The organism is Microbacterium sp. ZXT2-5 (assembly GCF_055329545.1).
Window position 1 is genome coordinate 55,067 of record NZ_JBUZWD010000002.1, and the last position, 17,774, is coordinate 72,840.

General features: G+C 71.6%; 20 protein-coding genes and 1 tRNA gene. 15 read left to right on the plus strand and 6 right to left on the minus strand.

What is annotated here, in order from left to right; translation table 11 throughout:
• Nucleotides 1-15: 15 nt before the first annotated feature.
• On the minus strand, nt 16-708 hold the full coding sequence (locus ACZBH1_RS13755) for a phosphocholine cytidylyltransferase family protein (RefSeq protein ID WP_463646700.1): 693 nt from the start codon (nt 706-708) through the stop codon (nt 16-18).
• Between the two features lie 194 nt (nt 709-902).
• Here ACZBH1_RS13755 and ACZBH1_RS13760 point away from each other — a divergent pair, with 194 nt between their 5' ends.
• The 3 genes from ACZBH1_RS13760 to ACZBH1_RS13770 are packed head-to-tail and all read left to right on the plus strand — an operon-like array spanning nt 903 to nt 3,864.
• Nucleotides 903-2,006, plus strand: a complete 1,104-nt coding sequence (locus ACZBH1_RS13760) for an ABC transporter ATP-binding protein (protein WP_463646701.1) — start codon at nt 903-905, stop codon at nt 2,004-2,006.
• Nucleotides 1,982-3,547: a hypothetical protein gene (locus tag ACZBH1_RS13765; protein ID WP_378883258.1), complete on the plus strand. Its 1,566-nt coding sequence runs from the start codon at nt 1,982-1,984 to the stop codon at nt 3,545-3,547. Before ACZBH1_RS13760 ends, ACZBH1_RS13765 begins: the two co-directional genes overlap by 25 nt.
• Nucleotides 3,548-3,597: 50 nt before the next feature.
• Nucleotides 3,598-3,864, plus strand: coding sequence for a DUF3039 domain-containing protein (locus ACZBH1_RS13770; RefSeq protein ID WP_109210754.1), 267 nt, complete (start codon nt 3,598-3,600; stop codon nt 3,862-3,864).
• A gap of 29 nt (nt 3,865-3,893) precedes the next feature.
• On the opposite strand, the gene ACZBH1_RS13775 is transcribed toward ACZBH1_RS13770, so the two are convergent.
• Nucleotides 3,894-5,219 carry a nicotinate phosphoribosyltransferase gene (locus tag ACZBH1_RS13775; RefSeq protein ID WP_336396806.1) on the minus strand — a complete coding sequence of 442 codons (1,326 nt, stop codon included), beginning with the start codon at nt 5,217-5,219 and terminating at the stop codon, nt 3,894-3,896.
• A 41-nt stretch (nt 5,220-5,260) separates the two neighbouring features.
• On the opposite strand from ACZBH1_RS13775, the gene murI reads away from it, so the two are divergent.
• The 4 genes from murI (at nt 5,261) to ACZBH1_RS13795 (ending at nt 8,535) form a co-directional block, all read left to right on the plus strand.
• Nucleotides 5,261-6,088, plus strand: a complete 828-nt coding sequence (gene murI, locus ACZBH1_RS13780) for a glutamate racemase (protein WP_336396808.1) — start codon at nt 5,261-5,263, stop codon at nt 6,086-6,088.
• 28 nt (nt 6,089-6,116) lie between these two features.
• Nucleotides 6,117-6,863 carry a ribonuclease PH gene (gene rph, locus ACZBH1_RS13785; RefSeq protein WP_336396809.1) on the plus strand — a complete coding sequence of 249 codons (747 nt, stop codon included), beginning with the start codon at nt 6,117-6,119 and terminating at the stop codon, nt 6,861-6,863.
• 17 nt (nt 6,864-6,880) lie between these two features.
• Nucleotides 6,881-7,537, plus strand: a complete 657-nt coding sequence (gene rdgB / locus ACZBH1_RS13790) for an RdgB/HAM1 family non-canonical purine NTP pyrophosphatase (protein WP_463647056.1) — start codon at nt 6,881-6,883, stop codon at nt 7,535-7,537.
• A gap of 86 nt (nt 7,538-7,623) precedes the next feature.
• Nucleotides 7,624-8,535, plus strand: coding sequence for a cation diffusion facilitator family transporter (locus ACZBH1_RS13795; RefSeq protein ID WP_463646702.1), 912 nt, complete (start codon nt 7,624-7,626; stop codon nt 8,533-8,535).
• Between the two features lie 6 nt (nt 8,536-8,541).
• On the opposite strand, the gene ACZBH1_RS13800 is transcribed toward ACZBH1_RS13795, so the two are convergent.
• The gene (locus tag ACZBH1_RS13800) at nt 8,542-10,998 is read right to left on the minus strand and encodes an ATP-dependent DNA ligase (protein WP_463646703.1); all 2,457 of its coding nucleotides are present in this window, start codon (nt 10,996-10,998) and stop codon (nt 8,542-8,544) included.
• Between the two features lie 77 nt (nt 10,999-11,075).
• Here ACZBH1_RS13800 and ku point away from each other — a divergent pair, with 77 nt between their 5' ends.
• Nucleotides 11,076-11,999 carry a non-homologous end joining protein Ku gene (ku, locus tag ACZBH1_RS13805; RefSeq protein WP_378883245.1) on the plus strand — a complete coding sequence of 308 codons (924 nt, stop codon included), beginning with the start codon at nt 11,076-11,078 and terminating at the stop codon, nt 11,997-11,999.
• Nucleotides 12,000-12,002: 3 nt separating this feature from the next.
• Here ku and ACZBH1_RS13810 read toward each other — a convergent pair whose 3' ends face one another.
• The 3 genes from ACZBH1_RS13810 to ACZBH1_RS13820 form a co-directional block, all read right to left on the minus strand.
• Complete coding sequence (locus ACZBH1_RS13810; protein ID WP_336396813.1) at nt 12,003-12,782, minus strand: DedA family protein; 780 nt, start codon at nt 12,780-12,782, stop codon at nt 12,003-12,005.
• 47 nt (nt 12,783-12,829) lie between these two features.
• A tRNA-Leu gene (locus ACZBH1_RS13815) sits at nt 12,830-12,911 on the minus strand.
• Between the two features lie 68 nt (nt 12,912-12,979).
• Nucleotides 12,980-13,192: a PLDc N-terminal domain-containing protein gene (locus tag ACZBH1_RS13820; protein ID WP_452325367.1), complete on the minus strand. Its 213-nt coding sequence runs from the start codon at nt 13,190-13,192 to the stop codon at nt 12,980-12,982.
• 104 nt (nt 13,193-13,296) lie between these two features.
• Here ACZBH1_RS13820 and ACZBH1_RS13825 point away from each other — a divergent pair, with 104 nt between their 5' ends.
• The 7 genes from ACZBH1_RS13825 to ACZBH1_RS13855 are packed head-to-tail and all read left to right on the plus strand — an operon-like array spanning nt 13,297 to nt 17,763.
• Nucleotides 13,297-14,445, plus strand: coding sequence for a TadA family conjugal transfer-associated ATPase (locus ACZBH1_RS13825; RefSeq protein ID WP_463646704.1), 1,149 nt, complete (start codon nt 13,297-13,299; stop codon nt 14,443-14,445).
• Nucleotides 14,442-15,302 (plus strand): type II secretion system F family protein, encoded by an 861-nt coding sequence (locus ACZBH1_RS13830; RefSeq protein WP_463646705.1) that lies wholly within the window; start codon nt 14,442-14,444, stop codon nt 15,300-15,302. The genes ACZBH1_RS13825 and ACZBH1_RS13830 overlap by 4 nt, the downstream gene beginning before the upstream one ends.
• A gap of 20 nt (nt 15,303-15,322) precedes the next feature.
• Nucleotides 15,323-16,225 (plus strand): type II secretion system F family protein, encoded by a 903-nt coding sequence (locus tag ACZBH1_RS13835; RefSeq protein ID WP_463647057.1) that lies wholly within the window; start codon nt 15,323-15,325, stop codon nt 16,223-16,225.
• A 30-nt stretch (nt 16,226-16,255) separates the two neighbouring features.
• Nucleotides 16,256-16,444 (plus strand): hypothetical protein, encoded by a 189-nt coding sequence (locus ACZBH1_RS13840; RefSeq protein ID WP_336397125.1) that lies wholly within the window; start codon nt 16,256-16,258, stop codon nt 16,442-16,444.
• A complete protein-coding gene (locus tag ACZBH1_RS13845; RefSeq protein WP_463646706.1) occupies nt 16,441-16,884 on the plus strand; it encodes a TadE/TadG family type IV pilus assembly protein in 444 nt (147 codons plus the stop codon). Before ACZBH1_RS13840 ends, ACZBH1_RS13845 begins: the two co-directional genes overlap by 4 nt.
• On the plus strand, nt 16,859-17,314 hold the full coding sequence (locus ACZBH1_RS13850; protein WP_463646707.1) for a TadE family protein: 456 nt from the start codon (nt 16,859-16,861) through the stop codon (nt 17,312-17,314). Before ACZBH1_RS13845 ends, ACZBH1_RS13850 begins: the two co-directional genes overlap by 26 nt.
• Nucleotides 17,311-17,763: a pilus assembly protein TadG-related protein gene (locus ACZBH1_RS13855; RefSeq protein ID WP_378883228.1), complete on the plus strand. Its 453-nt coding sequence runs from the start codon at nt 17,311-17,313 to the stop codon at nt 17,761-17,763. The genes ACZBH1_RS13850 and ACZBH1_RS13855 overlap by 4 nt, the downstream gene beginning before the upstream one ends.
• The last annotated feature ends 11 nt before the right edge of the window (nt 17,764-17,774 follow it).

The window sequence follows — 17,774 nt, forward strand, 5'->3', positions numbered from 1 at the left end:
GTCGCGCCCGGCGACTCAGACGAACAGGTTCGCGCGCTCGAGGTCTTCGGCGAAGTCGACCTCGACGGCGTAGAGGTCCGAGATGTCCAGCGGCAGGAGCCGAACGCCGTCCTCGGCGATCGCGAGCTCGAGGCCGCGCTCGAAGTAGTCCTGGTCGTCGACGCGCGTGAGGTGGCGCATGAAGGACTTCTTGTCGGCGCTCGAGATGTAGTTGATGCCGACGGCCTCGCCGATGCCGCCCTTCACGGTCTTCGAGAGCTCGTTGATGAAGCCCTCCGGTGTGACGGTGTACTTGACCTCTTCGTCGCTGACCTTGGAGGTGTTGACCGTGACGAACGACTGGTCGCGATCGATGAGCTCGATGGCGCGGCCCAGCACACGCGGGTCGAAGACGACGTCGCCGTTCATCCAGAGCACGCCGCCCTTGCCGGTCTTGGTCAGGGCGCGGAGGAGGCTCTTGGAGGTGTTCGTCTGGTCGTACCGGTCGTTGTAGACGTAGTCCACGTCGGGGAAGGCCTCGACGATCGTCTCGGCGCGGTAGCCGACGACGGTCGTGATCCGGGCCTCGCGGCCGAAGGCGGCGCGGATGTTGTCGTGCTGCTGCTGCATGATGCTGCGGCCGTCGCCGAGCTCCGTGAGGGGCTTGGGCAGGCTGCGGCCGAGACGCGAGCCCATTCCGGCTGCGAGGATGACGGTCTGAAGGGTCAAAGTCTGCTCCTGAGTGCGTGATTCACTGCCGGTTCACCGGCCCGACACCCCTTCGTGCCTGCACCATGGTAGCGAGAGGGACTGGGAAGGTGCAGAATGCCGCCTGCCCGTTGCCGTTTCGTGACTTTCGCTGTAAGCCGCCACGCGCCGGAACGAACCGCCCTTCGATCAGCACCGCTTGGTACCGTGGTCCGGTGACAGCCTCCCTCCCGGTGCCGAATGACATCGATCCGGAAGAGCCGGACCGTCACACCGACGCGCGTGTCGTGCGGCTCCCCGACACCGCGAAACCGGCGTCCGAGAAGCCTCGCAAGCCCGGAAAGCCGCGCAAGGGCGGCGGCTCCCAGGCGAGCAGCGCCGCCGAGCCGGGACCGCCCCCGCTGCCGAGCGATCTCGCGCGGGCCGCGAGCGCCGCGGCGGGCATCGTCGTGCCGCCGCGTCCGCCGCTGCCCGCGTCGGAGGCAGAGGCGCCGGCAGCGACCGTGACGCAGGAGGCGGCATCCGTCATCGCCGATCCCGATCGTCGGCCGGTCTCCGATTTCAGCGCCCTCGAGCTCCGGGGCGTCACCAAGAGCTTCGGCGCCACGCACGCCGTGGACGGGATCGACCTGACGGTGCCGGCCGGCACCTTCTACGGCCTCGTCGGTCCCAACGGCGCGGGCAAGACGACCACGCTGTCGATCATCGCGGGACTGCTGGTGCCGGATCGCGGGACGATCCGCGTCGGGGGGATCGACGCCGCCGCCGAGCCGCTCGCCGCGAAGCGTCTGATGGGCGTGCTGCCCGACCGCCTTCGCACGTTCGACCGGCTCACCGGGCGCCAGCTGCTCTACTACTACGGCGTGCTGCGCAAGCTGCCGCCTGCCGTCGTCGAGAGCCGGACCGCCGATCTCGCGCGGGCGTTCGACCTCGAGGACGCGCTCGGCCGAAGCGTGTCGGACTACTCCGCCGGCATGCTCAAGAAGGTGATGCTCGCGGGCGCGCTCATCCACTCGCCGCGCCTGCTGGTGCTCGACGAGCCGTTCGAGGCCGTCGACCCGGTCTCGAGCGCGATCATCCTCGACATCCTCTCCACCTATGTCGCGCACGGCGGCACGGTCGTCCTCTCCAGCCACGGCATGGAACTCGTGGAGCGCGTGTGCTCGCGGGTCGCTGTGATCGTGGCGGGGCAGGTGCTCGCCGAGGGCTCCGTCGAGGAGGTCCGCGGCGAGCTGACGCTCGAGCAGCGCTTCGTCGAGCTGGCCGGGGGCCTCAGCGACGTGGAGGGCCTCGAGTGGCTGCATACATTCTCCGACTGAGGGTCGCGCTGCTCTTCGGCGCGCTGCGCGGCGACACCCGCCACGTCGTGCGCGTCGTCAGCGGACTCGTGCTGCTCGTGGCCGCCACCATCGCGGTGTGCTGGGGGATCCTGACCCTGCGCGACGCGCCCGCCGACGAGGTGCTGGTCGTCACGGTGCTCGGCGGCTCCGCGGTGACGCTCGGATTCGCGCTCGCGCCTCTGTTCGCAGCCGTCGACGATCCCCTCGACCCGCGCCGGTTCACGCTGTTCGGGCTGCCGCCCGGCCGGCTCGCCGTCGTGCTCGCGGTGGCGGGCCTCATCAGCGTGCCGATCATGGTGCTCGTCGGGGTCGCCGTCAGCGCGGCGGTCGTGTGGGAGGAGCACTGGGTGGGCACGCCCGTGACGGTCTCCAGCGTCGTGCTCGGGGTGCTGACCTGCCTTCTCCTGGCCCGCGTCTGCATGGCGCTGGCCTCGCTGCACCTCCGCGAGCGGCGGTCACGCGAGCTCTCCGGCGTCTTCGTGCTCGTCGTGCTCGTGGTGGTCGTCCCGGTGGGCGTCTTCCTCGCCTCGCTGGAGTGGCAGGGCGCCGTGCCGCCGCAGCTTCTCCAAGCGGTGCGCGCCCTCGCGCTCACGCCGTTGGGCGCCGCGTGGGCGCTGCCGGGGATCGTGGAGTCCGGTGGCGACCCGTGGCCGTCGGCCCTGGTGGCCGCCGGCACCGTGGCGCTGCTGGCTGTCCTGTGGATGTGGATCGTCCGGCGTGTGCTGACCACGACCGAGCGGCCGGCCGCCGGCCGGGTGCGGGGCGGGCTCGGCTGGTTCGGCGTGGCACCGGGCACGCCGGGCGGCGCCATCGCGGCGCGGAGCCTCGTGTACTGGTTCGGCGATCGACGCTACGTCGTGAACGGGATCATCATCCCCTTCGCCGCCCTCGTGACCGCGGTGCCGCTGCTGGTCGCCGGCGTGCCGCCCGAACTCGTCGCGCTCGTGCCGGTTCCGTTCGCCGCCCTGCTCCTCGGCTGGCTGCCGCACGACGACCTCGCCTACGACTCGACGGCCGTGTGGATGCACATCGCCAGCGGCGTGCGGGGCGTCTCGGACCGGGTCGGCCGCCTCGTCCCGGTGCTGCTCGTCGGCGTGCCGCTGCTCGCCGTCGCGGTGCCGGTCGCGATCTCCCTCCACGGGCGCTGGGCGATGCTGCCCGCCCTCGCCGGCGTCTGCGCCTCGCTGTTCCTGTGCGGCCTGGGCCTGTCCAGCATCTCTTCGGTCGTCTCGCCGTATGCGGTGTCGCGTCCGGGCGAGAGTCCGTTCCAGCAGCCGCAGCGCACGAGCGCGCGGGGCGGGATCGCGCAGGCTGTCGTGATGGTCGGCTCGCTCGTCCTCTCGGCGCCGGTCGTGTGGTGCGCCTGGCTCGCGCTGCAGGGAGACGCGGTCGCCGCGACGACCGCGCTGTGGGGCGGTCTCGCGATCGGCCTCGGCGTCCTCATCGTGGGCGTCACCGTCGGCTCGCTGGCGTTCGAGCGTCGCGGCGGACGTCTCATGGAGTTCGCGGAGTCGACGTGACGCCCCGAGGACCGAGCCGAGCGCGGTCCCCGCGGGTACACTGACAGACCATGAGCACCCCGCTGGACAGCCCCGACCAGGGCGGTATCGCGACCCTCGATCGCGAGCTCGAAGAGCTCCTCAAAGAAGAGAACATCGAGCCGGGTGACCATGAGCGCTTCTCGCACTACGTGAAGAAGGACAAGATCCTCGAGTCCGCGCTCACCGGCAAGCCGGTGCGCGCGCTGTGCGGCAAGAAGTGGACTCCCGGTCGCGACCCCGAGAAGTTCCCGGTCTGCCCCACCTGCAAGGAGATCTACGAGTCCCTCCAGGGCTGACGCCAGGCATCCCGGCAGCGGGCCGGCCGTCAGTCGGCGTCGGTGTAGACGGTCGGGAGCGCCGGGTCGGAGCGACTGAGCGCGAGCCCGCGCACCGGAAGCTCCTCGCGCACACGCGCATGGTGGGCGCGCGCCGCCTCGACGCCCGCCGGACCCTCGAAGGAGGCGTCCGGCTCGCCGTCGACGACCAGCTCCACCTGGAGCGGGCGGGCATCTGGGTGCGCGGCCGCCGTCTGGAGCTCCTCGAAGCCGTCCGACACGACGATCAGCTCACTGGTCGCCGTGCCTTCGTCCAGCGTGCGGAACGCCGCCTTGCGGCCGCCCTTGGAGCCCTTGTCGGTCGACGCCTTCGCGACCGCCACCCAGCCGCCCTCGGCATCCTGGCGGGCGACGAGCTTGTAGACCATGCCCGCCGTCGGCGTGCCCGACCCGGTGACGACCGAGGTGCCCACGCCGTACGCGTCGACGGGGGATGCCGCGAGTGCGGCGATCGCATACTCGTCCAGGTCGCTCGTCACGGTAATGCGCGTGCCGGTCGCGCCCAGCTCGTCGAGCTGCGCGCGCACCTCCGCGGCGACGGTGGGCAGGTCGCCGGAGTCGATGCGCACCCCGCCGAGATCCGTCCCCGCGATCCGGATCGCCGTCTCGACCCCGGTGCGGATGTCGTAGGTGTCGATGAGGAGCGTCGTGGAGACGCCGAGCGCCTCTACCTGCGCGCGGAACGCGTCCTCCTCCGTGTCATGCAGCAGCGTCCACGAGTGCGCGGCGGTGCCCATCGTCGGGATGCCCCACTGTCGGCCCGCCTCGAGGTTCGAGGTCGCTCCGAACCCGGCGATGTACGCCGCGCGGGCCGCCGCGACGGCGGACTGCTCCGCTGCCCGCCGGGAGCCCATCTCCGCGAGCGGGCGGTCCCCGGCGGCGATGCTCATGCGCGCCGCCGCCGTGGCGACCGCGGAGTCGTGGTTGAGGACGCTGAGCGCCAGCGTCTCGAGCACGACGGCCTCGGCGAACGTGCCCTCGATCGTGAGGATGGGGGAGCCGGGGAAGTACAGCTCGCCCTCGCGATACCCGGTCACCGAGCCCGTGAACCGGTAGCCCTCGAGGAAGTCCAGGGTGGCGGCATCCACCACCTTCTCGTCGCGGAGCCACCGCAGCTCGTCGTCGCCGAACCGGAAGTCGCGGATGAGCGACAGCAGCCGCCCGGTGCCCGCGACGACGCCGAAGCGCCGCGCGCCGGGCAGGCGCCGGCCGAACAGCTCGAACACGCACCGGCGCTCGCCCGTGCCGTCGCGCAGGGCGGCGTCGATCATCGTGAGCTCGTAGCGGTCCGTCAGCAGGGCGGTCGAGGGACTCATGCGGGTCAGCCTAGCCAGCGCCTGGCGTAGGCTGGGGCATCGTGAATGACGCGCCGATCGGAATCTTCGACTCCGGTGTCGGCGGACTCACCGTCGCCCGCGCCGTGTCGGCGCAGCTCCCGCGCGAGTCGATCCTCTACATCGGAGACACCGCCCGCTCGCCCTACGGTCCCAAGCCGATCGCCGACGTGCGACGCTACGCCCTCGAGGTGCTCGACGATCTCGTCGCGCAGGGCGTGAAGATGCTCGTGATCGCATGCAACACGGCCTCTGCCGCGATGCTGCGCGACGCGCGCGAACGGTACGACGTCCCGGTGGTGGAGGTCATCAACCCGGCGGTGCGCACCGCCATGTCGACGACCCGCAACGGGCGCGTCGGCGTGATCGGCACCGCCGGCACGATCAGCTCGGGCGCGTACCAGGACATGCTGGGCGTCAACGAGCGGCTCACGGTCTTCGCGCAGGCCTGCCCGCGCTTCGTCGAGTTCGTCGAGGCCGGCGTCACCGACTCGCCCGAGGTGCTGTCGGTCGCCGAGGAGTATCTGGCACCCCTGCGCCACGCGGAGGTCGACACGCTCGTGCTCGGGTGCACGCACTACCCGTTCCTCGAGGGCGCGATCAGCTACGTGATGGGCCCCGACGTGAGTCTGGTGTCCAGCGATACCGAGACGGCGAAGGACGTCTACCGCCAGCTGGTCTCGCGCGACCTGCTCGCGGGGCCGGATGCCGAGCCCCGCCACGTCTACGAGGCCACCGGTGCGTCCGCGGACGAGTTCCTGCGACTGGCCCATCGCCTGATGGGCCGCGAAGTCAGCGCGGTGCGCCTCGTGCAGACCGGCGCCATCGACCTTCCGCATCGCCTCGGCTGAGGCATCCGCACCCTCCCGGAGGAGACACATGACCGACATCACCCGCGCCGACGGGCGCACCGTCGACCAGCTTCGCCCCATCACGATCGAGCGGGGCTGGTCGAGCCAGGCCGAGGGGTCGGCCCTCATCTCGTTCGGCGGCACCAAGGTGCTGTGCACGGCCTCGTTCACCAATGGCGTGCCGCGCTGGCTGACCGGCAAGGGCAGGGGCTGGGTCACCGCGGAGTACGCCATGCTGCCGCGCGCCACCAACGAGCGCAACGACCGTGAGAGCGTGAAGGGGAGGGTCGGGGGACGCACGCACGAGATCTCGCGCCTCATCGGACGCGCGTTGCGCGCGGTCGTCGACACGAAGGCCCTCGGCGAGAACACCATCGTCATCGACTGCGACGTGCTGCAGGCCGACGGCGGCACGCGCACGGCGGCGATCACCGGTGCCTATGTCGCGCTCGCCGACGCCATCGAGTGGGGCCGCGGCAGGAAGTTCGTCGGGCAGAAGGCGAACGTGCTGTTCGACTCGGTGTCGGCCGTGTCGGTCGGCATCATCGACGGTGAGCCGATGCTCGACCTCGCCTACGTCGAGGACGTGCGCGCCGAGACCGACATGAACGTCGTCGTCACCGGTCGGGGGCTGTTCGTGGAGGTGCAGGGCACGGCCGAGGGCGCCCCGTTCGACAAGCGGGAGCTCGACGCGCTGCTCGAACTCGGCGTCAACGGCTGCGCCGAGCTCCGCGAGCACCAGCTGGCCGCGCTCGGCGGCGGGAGTGCCGGGTGACCGCGCAGCCCGACGAGATGGCCGAGGTCATCGCCGCGGCCCTGGCCGAAACGGCCGGTGGCGAGGAGGCGCTGAGCAAGATCGTGCTCGCGACGCACAATCCGCACAAGGTCGAGGAGTTCCAGGCCATCGTCGCGGCGACGCGGCCCGATCTGCTGGTCGTGGCCTACGACGGCCCGGAGCCCGTGGAGGACGGCGTCACGTTCGCCGAGAACGCGCTGATCAAGGCGCGGGCGGCGGCAGAGCACACCGGTCTTCCCGCGCTCGCCGACGACTCGGGCATCTGCGTGGACGTGCTGGGCGGCGCCCCCGGCGTCTTCTCGGCGTACTGGGCCGGCCACGCGAAGGACGCCACGGCGAACCTGAGCCTGCTGCTGGACCAGCTCTCGGACATCCGCGACCCCCACCGCACCGCGCAGTTCGTCTCGACGATCGCCCTGGTGGTGCCGGGCGACGGGTCGCGTGAGGGCGTCGTCGAGGGAGTGTGGCCGGGCCGCCTCGCGACCGCGCCGGCGGGCGACGGGGGGTTCGGCTACGACCCCGTGTTCATCCCCGACGGGCAGCCGGAAGGCGAGGAGCGCACCGTCGGCGAGTGGACGTCGCTGCAGAAGAACGCGTCGTCGCACCGTGCCCGTGCCTTCGAGGCGCTGGCGCCCCTCCTCGCCGAGCTGTGACGCGCCGGCCGCGACTGAGAATCAGCATCGTTCCCGACTGCGCCGCACGCGTCGTCGGGCGGCGCGCCCGGGCTTAGCCTGGGCTCATGCACGACCACGCGCCCTCGGGCATCCGGGGGACCGGCAACCGCCGGCTCCTCGCGATCTCGCTCGCCATCACGGCGACGGTGATGGTCGTGCAGGTCGTCGGCGCGGTGCTGTCGGGCTCGCTCGCGCTGTTCGCCGACGCGGTGCACATGTTCACGGATGCCGCGGCCCTCGTGATCGCCCTCATCGCGAGCGTCGTCGCCGCGCGACCGGCGAACGACCGCCGGACCTTCGGCTACCAGCGTGCGGAGGTCTTCGGCGCCCTGATCAATGCCGTGATCCTGATCGTGCTGTCGGTGTGGGTGGCGGTCGAGGGCGTCACGCGACTGATACACCCCGGCGAGACGGAGCTCGCGGGCGGGCTGATGCTGGTCGTCGCGATCGTCGGGCTCGTGGCGAACGCGGTGGCGCTGTGGCTGCTGAGTGCCGCGCAGCGGCACAGCATCAACGTCCGCGGCGCCTACCTCGAGGTGCTGGGCGACCTCATCGGATCCGCCGCGGTGATCGTCGCGGCCGTCGTCATCGTCACCACCGGCTGGTTGCAGGCGGATGCCATCGCCTCGCTGCTCATCGCGGCGATGATCGTGCCGCGCGCGATCGGCCTGATGCGCGAGGTCGTGTCGGTGCTCACGGAGTCGGCGCCGCAGGGTACGCACGTGAAGGAGATCCGCGAGCACATCCTCTCGACCCCCGGAGTGGTCGACGTCCATGACGTCCACGTCTGGCAGCTCACCCGCGGGGCGCCGGTGTTCACGGCGCACGTCGTCGTGGACGACGCGGCCTTCGCCGACGGCCGGTCGAGCCGCATCCTGAGCAGGCTGCAGACCTGCCTCGCCGAGCATTTCGACGTCGAGCACTCGACCTTCCAGCTCGAGCCTGCCGGGCACGTCGAGCACGAGGCCCACGCCTGACGGCGCTCACTCCTCCCGGCGCACCTCGGCGGGGAGCTTGTCGGGCCGCAGGCCCCGCCACCGCGGGTGGCGGAGGATGCCGCCGGGCGTGAACTCCCCGTACTCCACCTCGCCGACCAGCTCCGGCCGCACCCACAGCGCGTCGCGCGCGTCGAGCGGCGGCACGCCCACGAGCGGGTTGTCGTCGGTGCGCAGCGGCAGGAGCGTCGTCATCAGCGCCTTCAGGGTGGAGTCGCTGAAGCCCGAGCCCACGCGGCCCGCATACCGCAGGCCATCCTCGTCGGGAATGCCGAGCAGCAGCGAGCCGAACGTCGTGCTGCGGCCGCCCTTCCCCGGTCGGATGCCCGCGATCACAACCTCCTGCGTGCGCGTGAGCTTCACCTTGAGCCAGGCATCCGATCGTCTGCCACGCAGATATCGCGAGGCGGGATCCTTCACCACGATCCCCTCCAAGCGCAGCTGCTCGCTGGTCTGGAGCGCCGCGTCCACGTCGTCGAACACCGGCGGGACGGCGATGGGATCGACGGATGCCGCAGCCACCGCTTCCAGCACGTCGCGGCGCTCACGCAGCGGGAGGTCGGCGAGGTCGTCGCCGTCGTGGGCGAGCACATCGAAGAGGTAGTAGCGCACCGGGGTACGGCGCGCCTCGCGGGCGATGTCGCCCGCGCGCTCGAGGTTCATCCGCGTCTGCAGGAGCGGGAAGCTGGGCCGCCCGTCCGGCTCGAGGGCGACGAGCTCGCCGTCGACGACGCAGGGCGCCCCGCCCAAGCCCGCGTCGAGAGCCGTCAGCTCGGGGTAGCGGTGGGTCACCTCGTTGCCGCTCCGCGCGAACAGCCGGAGGCGCCGGCCATCCCACGCGCCCACGGCGCGGATGCCGTCCCACTTCATCTCGACCCACGCGGTGTCGCCCCCGTCCCGCTGCGCCCATCCCCGGGCCGCCGTCCGCGCCTGGACGGGCGTCGCACTCGAGGCAAGCATCGGGCGCAGATCGGCGGTCCCCGCGGACGAGGGCTCGTCCGCCTGCGGTGTGGGCTCGACGACGATGCCTTCCGGCTGCGGCCGGCCGTCGGCATCCGTCTTCATCCGATGCAGGAGCCAGCTCGACTTCTCGCCCTCGCCCTGCGTGCGGATGAGCGCCAGGCGGACGCGCCCCAGCGGGCCGCCCGGCCGCCCCTCGAGCGTCGCGATGATCTCGTCGTCGCGCCACTTCTCCAGGTCGTAGCGTCCGTCGTCCCAGATGGTCACGGTGCCCCCGCCGTACTCGCCGGCGGGGATGGTGCCCTCGAACGTCGCGTACTCCATCGGGTGGTCCTCGGTCATGATCGCGAGGTTGTTGCGCTTGTACGAGTGCGGGACGCCGCGCGGCACCGCCCAGCTGACCAGCACGCCGTCGTGCTCGAGCCGGAAGTCCCAGTGCAGCGCGGTGGCGTGATGCTCCTGGATCACGAAGCGCGGGCGCTCGCCGCTCGGGGTGGTGCCGAGCGGGTTGGCGGGCACCGGCTCGGGCGTGCGGTCGGCGCTGCGCTTGGAGATGTACGTCGACAGCGGTCCTGCCTCCGCCTCCCGTCCGCCCGCCTGGAAGCCCAGCGCCGCCATCGGATCCCCGATGGTCTCGATCCGCTCGAGCACCTCGGTGAAATCGAGATGACCGAGACCCGGCTCGTCGAGCTCGCTCCAGGTGCGCGGTGCGGCGACCGTCGGATGCGCGCGGCCGCGCAGCGAGTACGGGGCGATGGTCGTCTTCGAGCCGTTGTTCTGGCTCCAGTCGATGAGCACCTTCCCGTGCCGCTCGGACTTCTTCATGCTGCTGACGACCAGGTCGCGATGGTCGGCCTCGATCGCCCGGGCGAGCTCGTTCGCGAGCGCCGACGCCTGCTCGGTCGTCTGGCCGGGCGGCAGGGCCGTATAGAGATGGATGCCTTTGCTTCCGCTCGTGACCGGGTACGGCTCGAGTCCCATGTCGACGAGGATGGTGCGCGCCCAGCCGGCGACCACCGCGCATTCGGCCAGCCCCACGCCCGGACCGGGGTCGAGGTCGAGCACGAGACGGTCGGCGGGGCCGCGTTCGCCGGCCGGCGTGAACCGCCACTGCGGCACGTGCAGCTCGAGGCTGGCGACCTGCGCGAGGTAGACGAGGGTCGGCACGTCGCCCACCAGCGGATAGTCCTTGGTTCCCGACGAGTGGGGGATCGGCATCCGTCTCACCCACGAGGGCGCACCCCGCTCGAGGTCCTTCGCGAAGAACACCATGCCCGGGTCGTCCTCGGTGCCGACGCCGTCGGGCCAGCGCTTGCGGGTCACCGGGCGCCCGATCACGTGAGGGATGAGGACCTCTGCGACGCGCGAGTAGTAGTCGATGACCTCGCCCTTGGTGGTGCCGGTCTCGGGATACAGCACCTTGGCGAGGTTGGTGATGCGCAGACGACGGCCGCCGATGCGCACCAGCTGCTCGTCGCCCGCCATAGGCCCATCCTGCCCTGTCGTGCAAGCCCGGTGCGCAGGGCTAGCCGCGGGCGGTGTGACGGGTGTCTACTGGTGTGGTGAGGGCGATCTGGAAGGGTGCGCTGACGTTCGGGCTCGTGAACGTCCCGGTCAAGGTCTATGCCGCGACCGAGGATCACGACGTGTCGCTGCACCAGGTGCACAACAAGGACGGCGGTCGCATCCGCTATCAACGCAAGTGCGAGGTGTGCGGCGAGGTCGTCGCGTACCAGGACATCGACAAGGCGTACGACGACGGCGAGCGGACCGTCGTGCTGACCAAGGACGATCTCGACGCGCTGCCGGCCGAGCGCAGCCGTGAGATCGACGTCGTCGAGTTCGTGCCCAGCGAGCAGATCGACCTGCTCACGCTCGACCGCGCCTACTACCTCGAGCCGGATTCGGCGTCGCCGAAGGCATACGTGCTGCTGCGTAAGACGCTCGAGCAGACCGATCGCACGGCCATCGTGCGCTTCTCGCTGCGCCAGAAGACGCGCCTGGCGGCGCTGCGGGTGCGCGGCGACGTTCTGGTGCTGCAGACGCTGCTATGGGCCGACGAGGTGCGCGAGGCGGCCTTCCCCGCACTGGACGAGCCGGTGCGGATCTCGGCGAAGGAGCTGGAGCTGTCGGCATCCCTCGTCGAGAGCTTCGCGAGCGACTTCGACCCGGAGGAGTTCACCGACGAGTACCAGCAGGAGCTGCGGACCCTCATCGAGGCGAAGCTCGAGAAGGGCGACGCGCTGGACACCACCGAGACCTTCGGCGAGCAGGAGGAGGAGACCGGCGGCGAGGTCATCGACCTGATGGCGGCGCTGCGGGCGAGCGTGGAGAAGTCCCGGGCGGCGCGCGAGGGCGGCTCGAAGGGGGCGGGCAAGGGCGCCGACGCCGACGCCGACGCGAAGCCGGCGGCCAAGGCATCCGCGAAGAAATCCTCGACGAAGACGACCGCCAAGAAGCCCGCGGCGAAGAAGAAGGCCTCCTGAGGATCAGCCCTTGGGCGCCTCGTCGTGCTCGGGGCCGCGGTCGAAGACGTCCTGGTCGAGCACGAGCGCCTCGGCCTCGTCGTGGTCGGTGACGACGTCCTCGCCCGCCGCGGCCGCCTTCTTGGCCTTGCTGCGCTCGCGGAGGTAGTGCCACAGCGTCACGACCGCGGTGCCGCCGACGGCGGCGAGCAGGATGAGGTCGATGTAGTTCTCGACGAAGTCCGCCACCGGCGGGATGAAGCCGATGAGGTAGCCGAACATCGTCAGGCCGAAGCCCCAGATCACCGCGCCGATGAAGTTGTAGAGCGTGTACTTCCACTTGTTCATGTGGCCCACGCCGGCGGCGACGGGTGCGAACGTGCGGACGATCGGCACGAAGCGGGCGAGGATGATCGTGAGCCCGCCGAAGCGCTCGAAGAACGCGTTGGTGCGCTGGACGTTCTTGACGCTGAAGAGGCCGGACTCCTTCTTCTCGAAGACCGCCGGACCCCCCTTGTGGCCGATGTAGTAACCGACTTCACCGCCGATGAACGCCGACAGTCCGATGAGGAGGGCGACCCACCACACGCTCAGCCCGAAGACCCCGTGCGGCGCGTACGGCTGGGGGTGGGACAGGAGCCCGGCGATCACCAGCAGCGTGTCGCCCGGCAGCAGGAAGCCGACCAGCAGGCCGGTCTCGGCGAACACGATGAAGCAGACGACGACGAGCGCCCAGGGGCCCGCCCATCCGATGATGGCGGCCGGGTCGAGCCACGGGATCAGGGCGGTGGGAACAGCATGCACGATGAGGGTTTCCCGTCGTCAGTCGGCGGAGGATGCGATCGCTCGCGTGCGGAAGGTGGGACTTGAACCCACACGCCCGAAGGCACAGGAACCTAAATCCTGCGTGTCTGCCAATTCCACCACTCCCGCGAGTGGGATCAGTCTACTGACGGGACCGCCGATCGGCTGTCGGGCTGACCCCCGGATCGCGGGCGGGTTCAGCGGCGTATGCCGAACAGGAAGTAGCTCGCCGGGCCGATCCAGTTGACGAGGATCGCCGGGATCCACACCGGCTTGGGTCCGCGCACCTCTTCGGCTCGGCGGTGAGCGAGATCCCAGAAGGCGAGGAATGCGAAGGCGGCCTGCAGGAGGCCCAGGACGCCGAGTCCGGCCTTCGCCCCCGGCGTCAGTTCTCTCTTCATCGTGGTCATCGTCGTCCCTTTCGTCGCCGACTCCCATCCTGCCCCGCTCGGGCGTCCGCCGCATCTGTGGATAACTTTCGGCTGGCTCGGTACCGAATTGCCAGGATGCTGGGGTGACTTCTCCCGCCGCTCCCGTCGCGACCCTCGTGGCCGAGCGGGTCCGCGAGAGGCTGCGCGCGGAGCGGTCGGATCCCACCCGCGATCCCGAGTTCGCCGCGCAGATCGCGCGGGCCGAGGTCCGCCGGCACAACGACTTCGCGCTGGCGCGTGGCCTCGCACCGGTCGACGACGAGACGGCGTGCGTGCGGGAGGTGCTCGCGGCCGTCGCCGGGTTCGGGCCGCTGCAGGCGTATCTCGACGATCCGACCGTCGAGGAGGTGTGGATCAACGCGCCGGACCGCATCTTCGTCGCGCGCGGCGGTGTGCCCGAGCGCACCCCGCTCATGCTCACCGACACCGCGGTGCGGGACCTCGTCGAGCGGATGCTGCAGTCCAGCGGCCGTCGCGTCGACCTGAGCCAGCCGTTCGTCGACGCATCGCTTCCCGACGGCAGCCGCCTGCACGTCGTCATCCCCGACATCACGCGTCGGCACTGGGCCGTCAACATCCGGAAGTTCCTGCCGGCCTACCGCGATCTCGGGCGACTGGTGGCCGCAGGATCCCTCGCGCCGGAGGCGGCCACGATGCTGCGCGACGCGGTCGTGGCGGGGCGGTCGGTCCTCGTGTCGGGGGCGACCCACGCGGGCAAGACGACGCTGCTCGGCGCGCTCATCGCCGCCTGCCCTGCGGACCACCGGATCGTCACGGTGGAGGAGACGTTCGAGCTGGCGGTCGCCGCCCCCGACCTCGTCGCACTCCAGGGCCGCCAGCCGAGCCTCGAGGGGACCGGCGAGGTGACGCTGCGCCGCCTGGTCAAAGAGGCGCTGCGCATGCGGCCCGACCGGCTCGTGGTGGGCGAGGTCCGCGACGCCGAGGCGCTCGACCTGCTCCTGGCACTGAACACCGGTGTCCCGGGCATGGCGACGATCCACGCCAACTCGGCGCGCGAGGCGCTGGGTAAGCTCGCCGCGCTGCCTCTGCTGGCCGGGCGGAACATCGACTCGGGCTTCGTGCTGCCGGCCGTGGCGTCGTCCGTCCAGCTGGTGGCGCACTGCGAGCGCGAATCGACCGGCGCGCGACGGGTGGTGGAGATCGTCGAGCCCACCGGCGTCGAGGACGGTGTCATCGCGGCGCGCACGCTCTACCGGGTGGGTCCTTCATGACGTTCGTCTGGGGTGCCGTGCTGGCGGCAGGTCTGCTGCTGATGGTGTCCCCGTGGATGTGGCCGGCAGGCTCCCGGCCGAGGCCGGATACCCCGCGGCGCGGACGCCTGTCGCGCCTGCTCGAGGACGCCGGCATGCCGCGGGTATCGGCGGCGGCGACGGTCGTGGTCGCCGGAGTCTGCGCCGTCGTGGCCGCCGCGGTCGCATGGCTGATCGCGCCCGTGGCCGCGCTCGCGCTCGTCGCGGCGGCGGCCGGGGCGGCCGCGCCGTTCGCGTGGCTGCGAGCGCGGCGCTCGAAGCTCCTGCGTGCGCGCCGTGGCCTGTGGCCGGACGTCTGCGACCTCCTCATCGCCTCGGTGCGTGCCGGCATGTCGCTGCCCGACGCCGTGGCCGGTCTCGCCGATTCGGCGCCGGCCGAACTCCGTCCCGCCTTCGCGGGTTTCGCCCGAGACATCTCGGCCTCGGGCCACTTCGAGTCGAGCATCCAGCGACTGAAGACGGCTCTGGCCGATCCGGTGGCCGATCGCATCGTCGAGACGCTGCGGATGGCGCGCCAGGTGGGCGGAACGGAACTGACGCCGGTGCTGCGCGCACTCGCCGCCTCGGTCCGCGCGGACGCCGCTCTGCGGGCGGAGGTCGAGTCGCGTCAGTCGTGGATCCGCGGCGCGGCCGTGCTGGGCGTGGTCGCACCCTGGGTCATCCTCGCGCTCCTCGCGATGCGACCCGAGGGCGCCGGCGCCTACAGCAGTCCAACGGGCATCGCGCTCATCGTGACGGGCGCCGCCGTGTCGGTCGTCGCGTACCGGCTCATGCTGCGGCTGGGTCGCCTGCCGGAGCCCCGGCGGTGGTTCGGGTGAGCGGTCTCGTGCTGGGCGACATGGCGTACGCCGTGGTGCTGGGCACCGCGCTGGGCGTGGGTGCGTGCCTGCTCTTCTCGCTTGCGCCCCGCTGGGGTGCGCCGAGTCTCGCGCGTCGGATCGCCCCGTACGTCCGCGACGTCACCGATGCGCGCGGCCTCGACGTGTCTCCCGGCGGCGGGTCCGCTTTCGCATGGTCCGCGTTCGCGCAGCGCCGGCTCGCGCGTCTCGCCGGCGGCGACGCCGTCCTGGCACGCCGGCTGCATCGCGCCGGGTGGACGATCGACCCGGCGACGTTCCGTGGGCGTCAGCTCGCGTGGGCGGTCGTCGGCCTCGGCGGGGGCGGCGCGGTCGTCGTTGTGCTCGTGCTGCTGGGGCGCGGATCGCCGGCTCTCGGGCTGCTTCCGCCGGTGGCAGCGGTCGCCGCCGCACTCGGATACGACGCGTGGCTGGGCCGGGCAGCGCGCTCGCGCGCCGCGCGCATCGAGGAGGAGCTTCCCACGGTGCTCGAGTTCCTGGCACTGTGCCTCTCGGCGGGCGAGGGCATCCTCGACTCGCTGCGGAGGGTGAGCGAGGTCGGGGCCGGCGAGCTCACCGCGGAGCTCCGCGGCGTCGTGGTCGCCGTGGGCACCGGGTCGCCGCTGTCCGAGTCGCTGTCGCGCCTGGCCGGCGGGCTCGAGATCCCGGCGCTCGCCCGCGCCGTCGACCAGCTCGTCGCAGCCCTCGAGCGTGGTGCCCCGCTCGCGAACGTCCTGCAGGCGCAGGCGATCGATGCGCGTGAGGACGCCAAGCGGGCCCTCATCGAGCGCGCGGGGCGGAAGGAGATCTACATGCTCTTCCCGCTCGTGTTCCTGATCCTTCCCCTGAGCGTCCTGTTCGCGGTGTTTCCGGGGATCTTCATGCTTCGACTCGGACTCGGCTGACCGCCGGAAGGAGAAATGATGAAAGCACGGATGCAGCGGCTGACCACGCGGGTGCGCGCGGCGATGCACGACCTCGCCGTCGACGACCGCGGTGACGTCCCCGGGTGGGTCCTGATCACGCTTATGACAGCGGGCCTGGTGGTGGTGATCTGGGCGATGGCCGGTCCCGCGCTCGCCGATCTCTTCGAGCAGGCGATCAGCCGCGTCTCCGGTCTGTGATCCGGTGCGTCTCGTGGCCGCCCGCGCGACGGCGAACCTGCGCGCTCGGGCTGGCCGCGGAGCTCCGAGACGACGCCGGTGCCAGCCCGGTCGAGTTCGTGCTGGTGGGGACGCTGCTGACCGTCCTCACCCTCGGTGTGCTGCAGTTCGGCCTGGCGGTGTACGTGCGCAACGTCATCCACGATGCTGCGGTGGAGGGTGCGTACCATGCGGCACTCGCCGACACGACGCTCGAGGACGGCGCAGAGCGCACCCGGGAGATCGTCTCCCGCACGGTGGGCGCCGGGTACGCGAGCGACGTCGCCGTGCGCGAGACCTCCGATCTCGGCCATGACGCCGTCGAGGTCCGGGTCGCTGCGACGCTGCCGCTCCTCGGCCTGCTCGGAGCCCCGCGTGCCCTGGAGGTGACGGCGCATGCGCCGGTCGAATCCTTCGACTGATGACGACGGGGAGCGCGGGTCGGCCGCGCTCGAGTTCATCCTCGTCGGCCTGCTCATGCTCGTTCCGCTCGTCTACCTCGTGGTCGCGCTGGGGATGATCCAGGGTCAGAGCCTCGGTGCCGAGGCGGCCGCGCGGCACGTGGCGCGGGCGGTGTCGACGGCGGCGGATGCCGCCGACGCCCGGCAGCGGGCGGATGCCGTCGTCGCCGCGGTCTCGGACGAGTACGACCTCGCCGAGGTCGATCTCGCGATCGCGTGCGCGCCGGGGGGCGCATCCTGTCCCCGTGCCGGGGCGATGCTGCGTGTGACGGTCCGCACCACCGTCTCACTCCCTCTGGTGCCGCCGGTGCTCGGCCTGGATCGCATCGCCGCGGTTCCCGTCGAGGCGTCGGCCGCCCACAAGGTCTCGCGTTTCTGGAGCGGAGGATGACCGGCCGGTGGCGGGCGGCCCTCGCGATTCGCCGTCGGGTCGGCGACCCCGACGACGAGGGCAGCGTGCTCCTGCTGACGCTGGGCTACGGCGTGCTCGCCATCGCGGTGATCCTCGTGTGCACGGCCGCCACCAGCCTGTATCTCGCGCAGAAGCAGCTGGATGCGGTGGCGGATGCCGCGGTCCTCGCCGCTGCGGACGGCTTCGAGCTGTCGGTGGTCGATGGTGAACCCGTCGCGCTGCTCGACGACGACGGCGTGCGTCGCGAGGCCCAGCTGATGATGGATCAGATCGGCGGGAGTGCGCGGCTGGTGTCGGCGTCGACCCCGGACGGCGTGTCCGCGCGGGTCACCGTGGCCGGGGTGTGGCATCCGCCCCTCATCGCCCCGTTCGTGCCGGACGGCCTCGGGCTGGAGGCCACGGCGACCAGCCGCACGGCGCTCCGCTGACGCGGCGACCC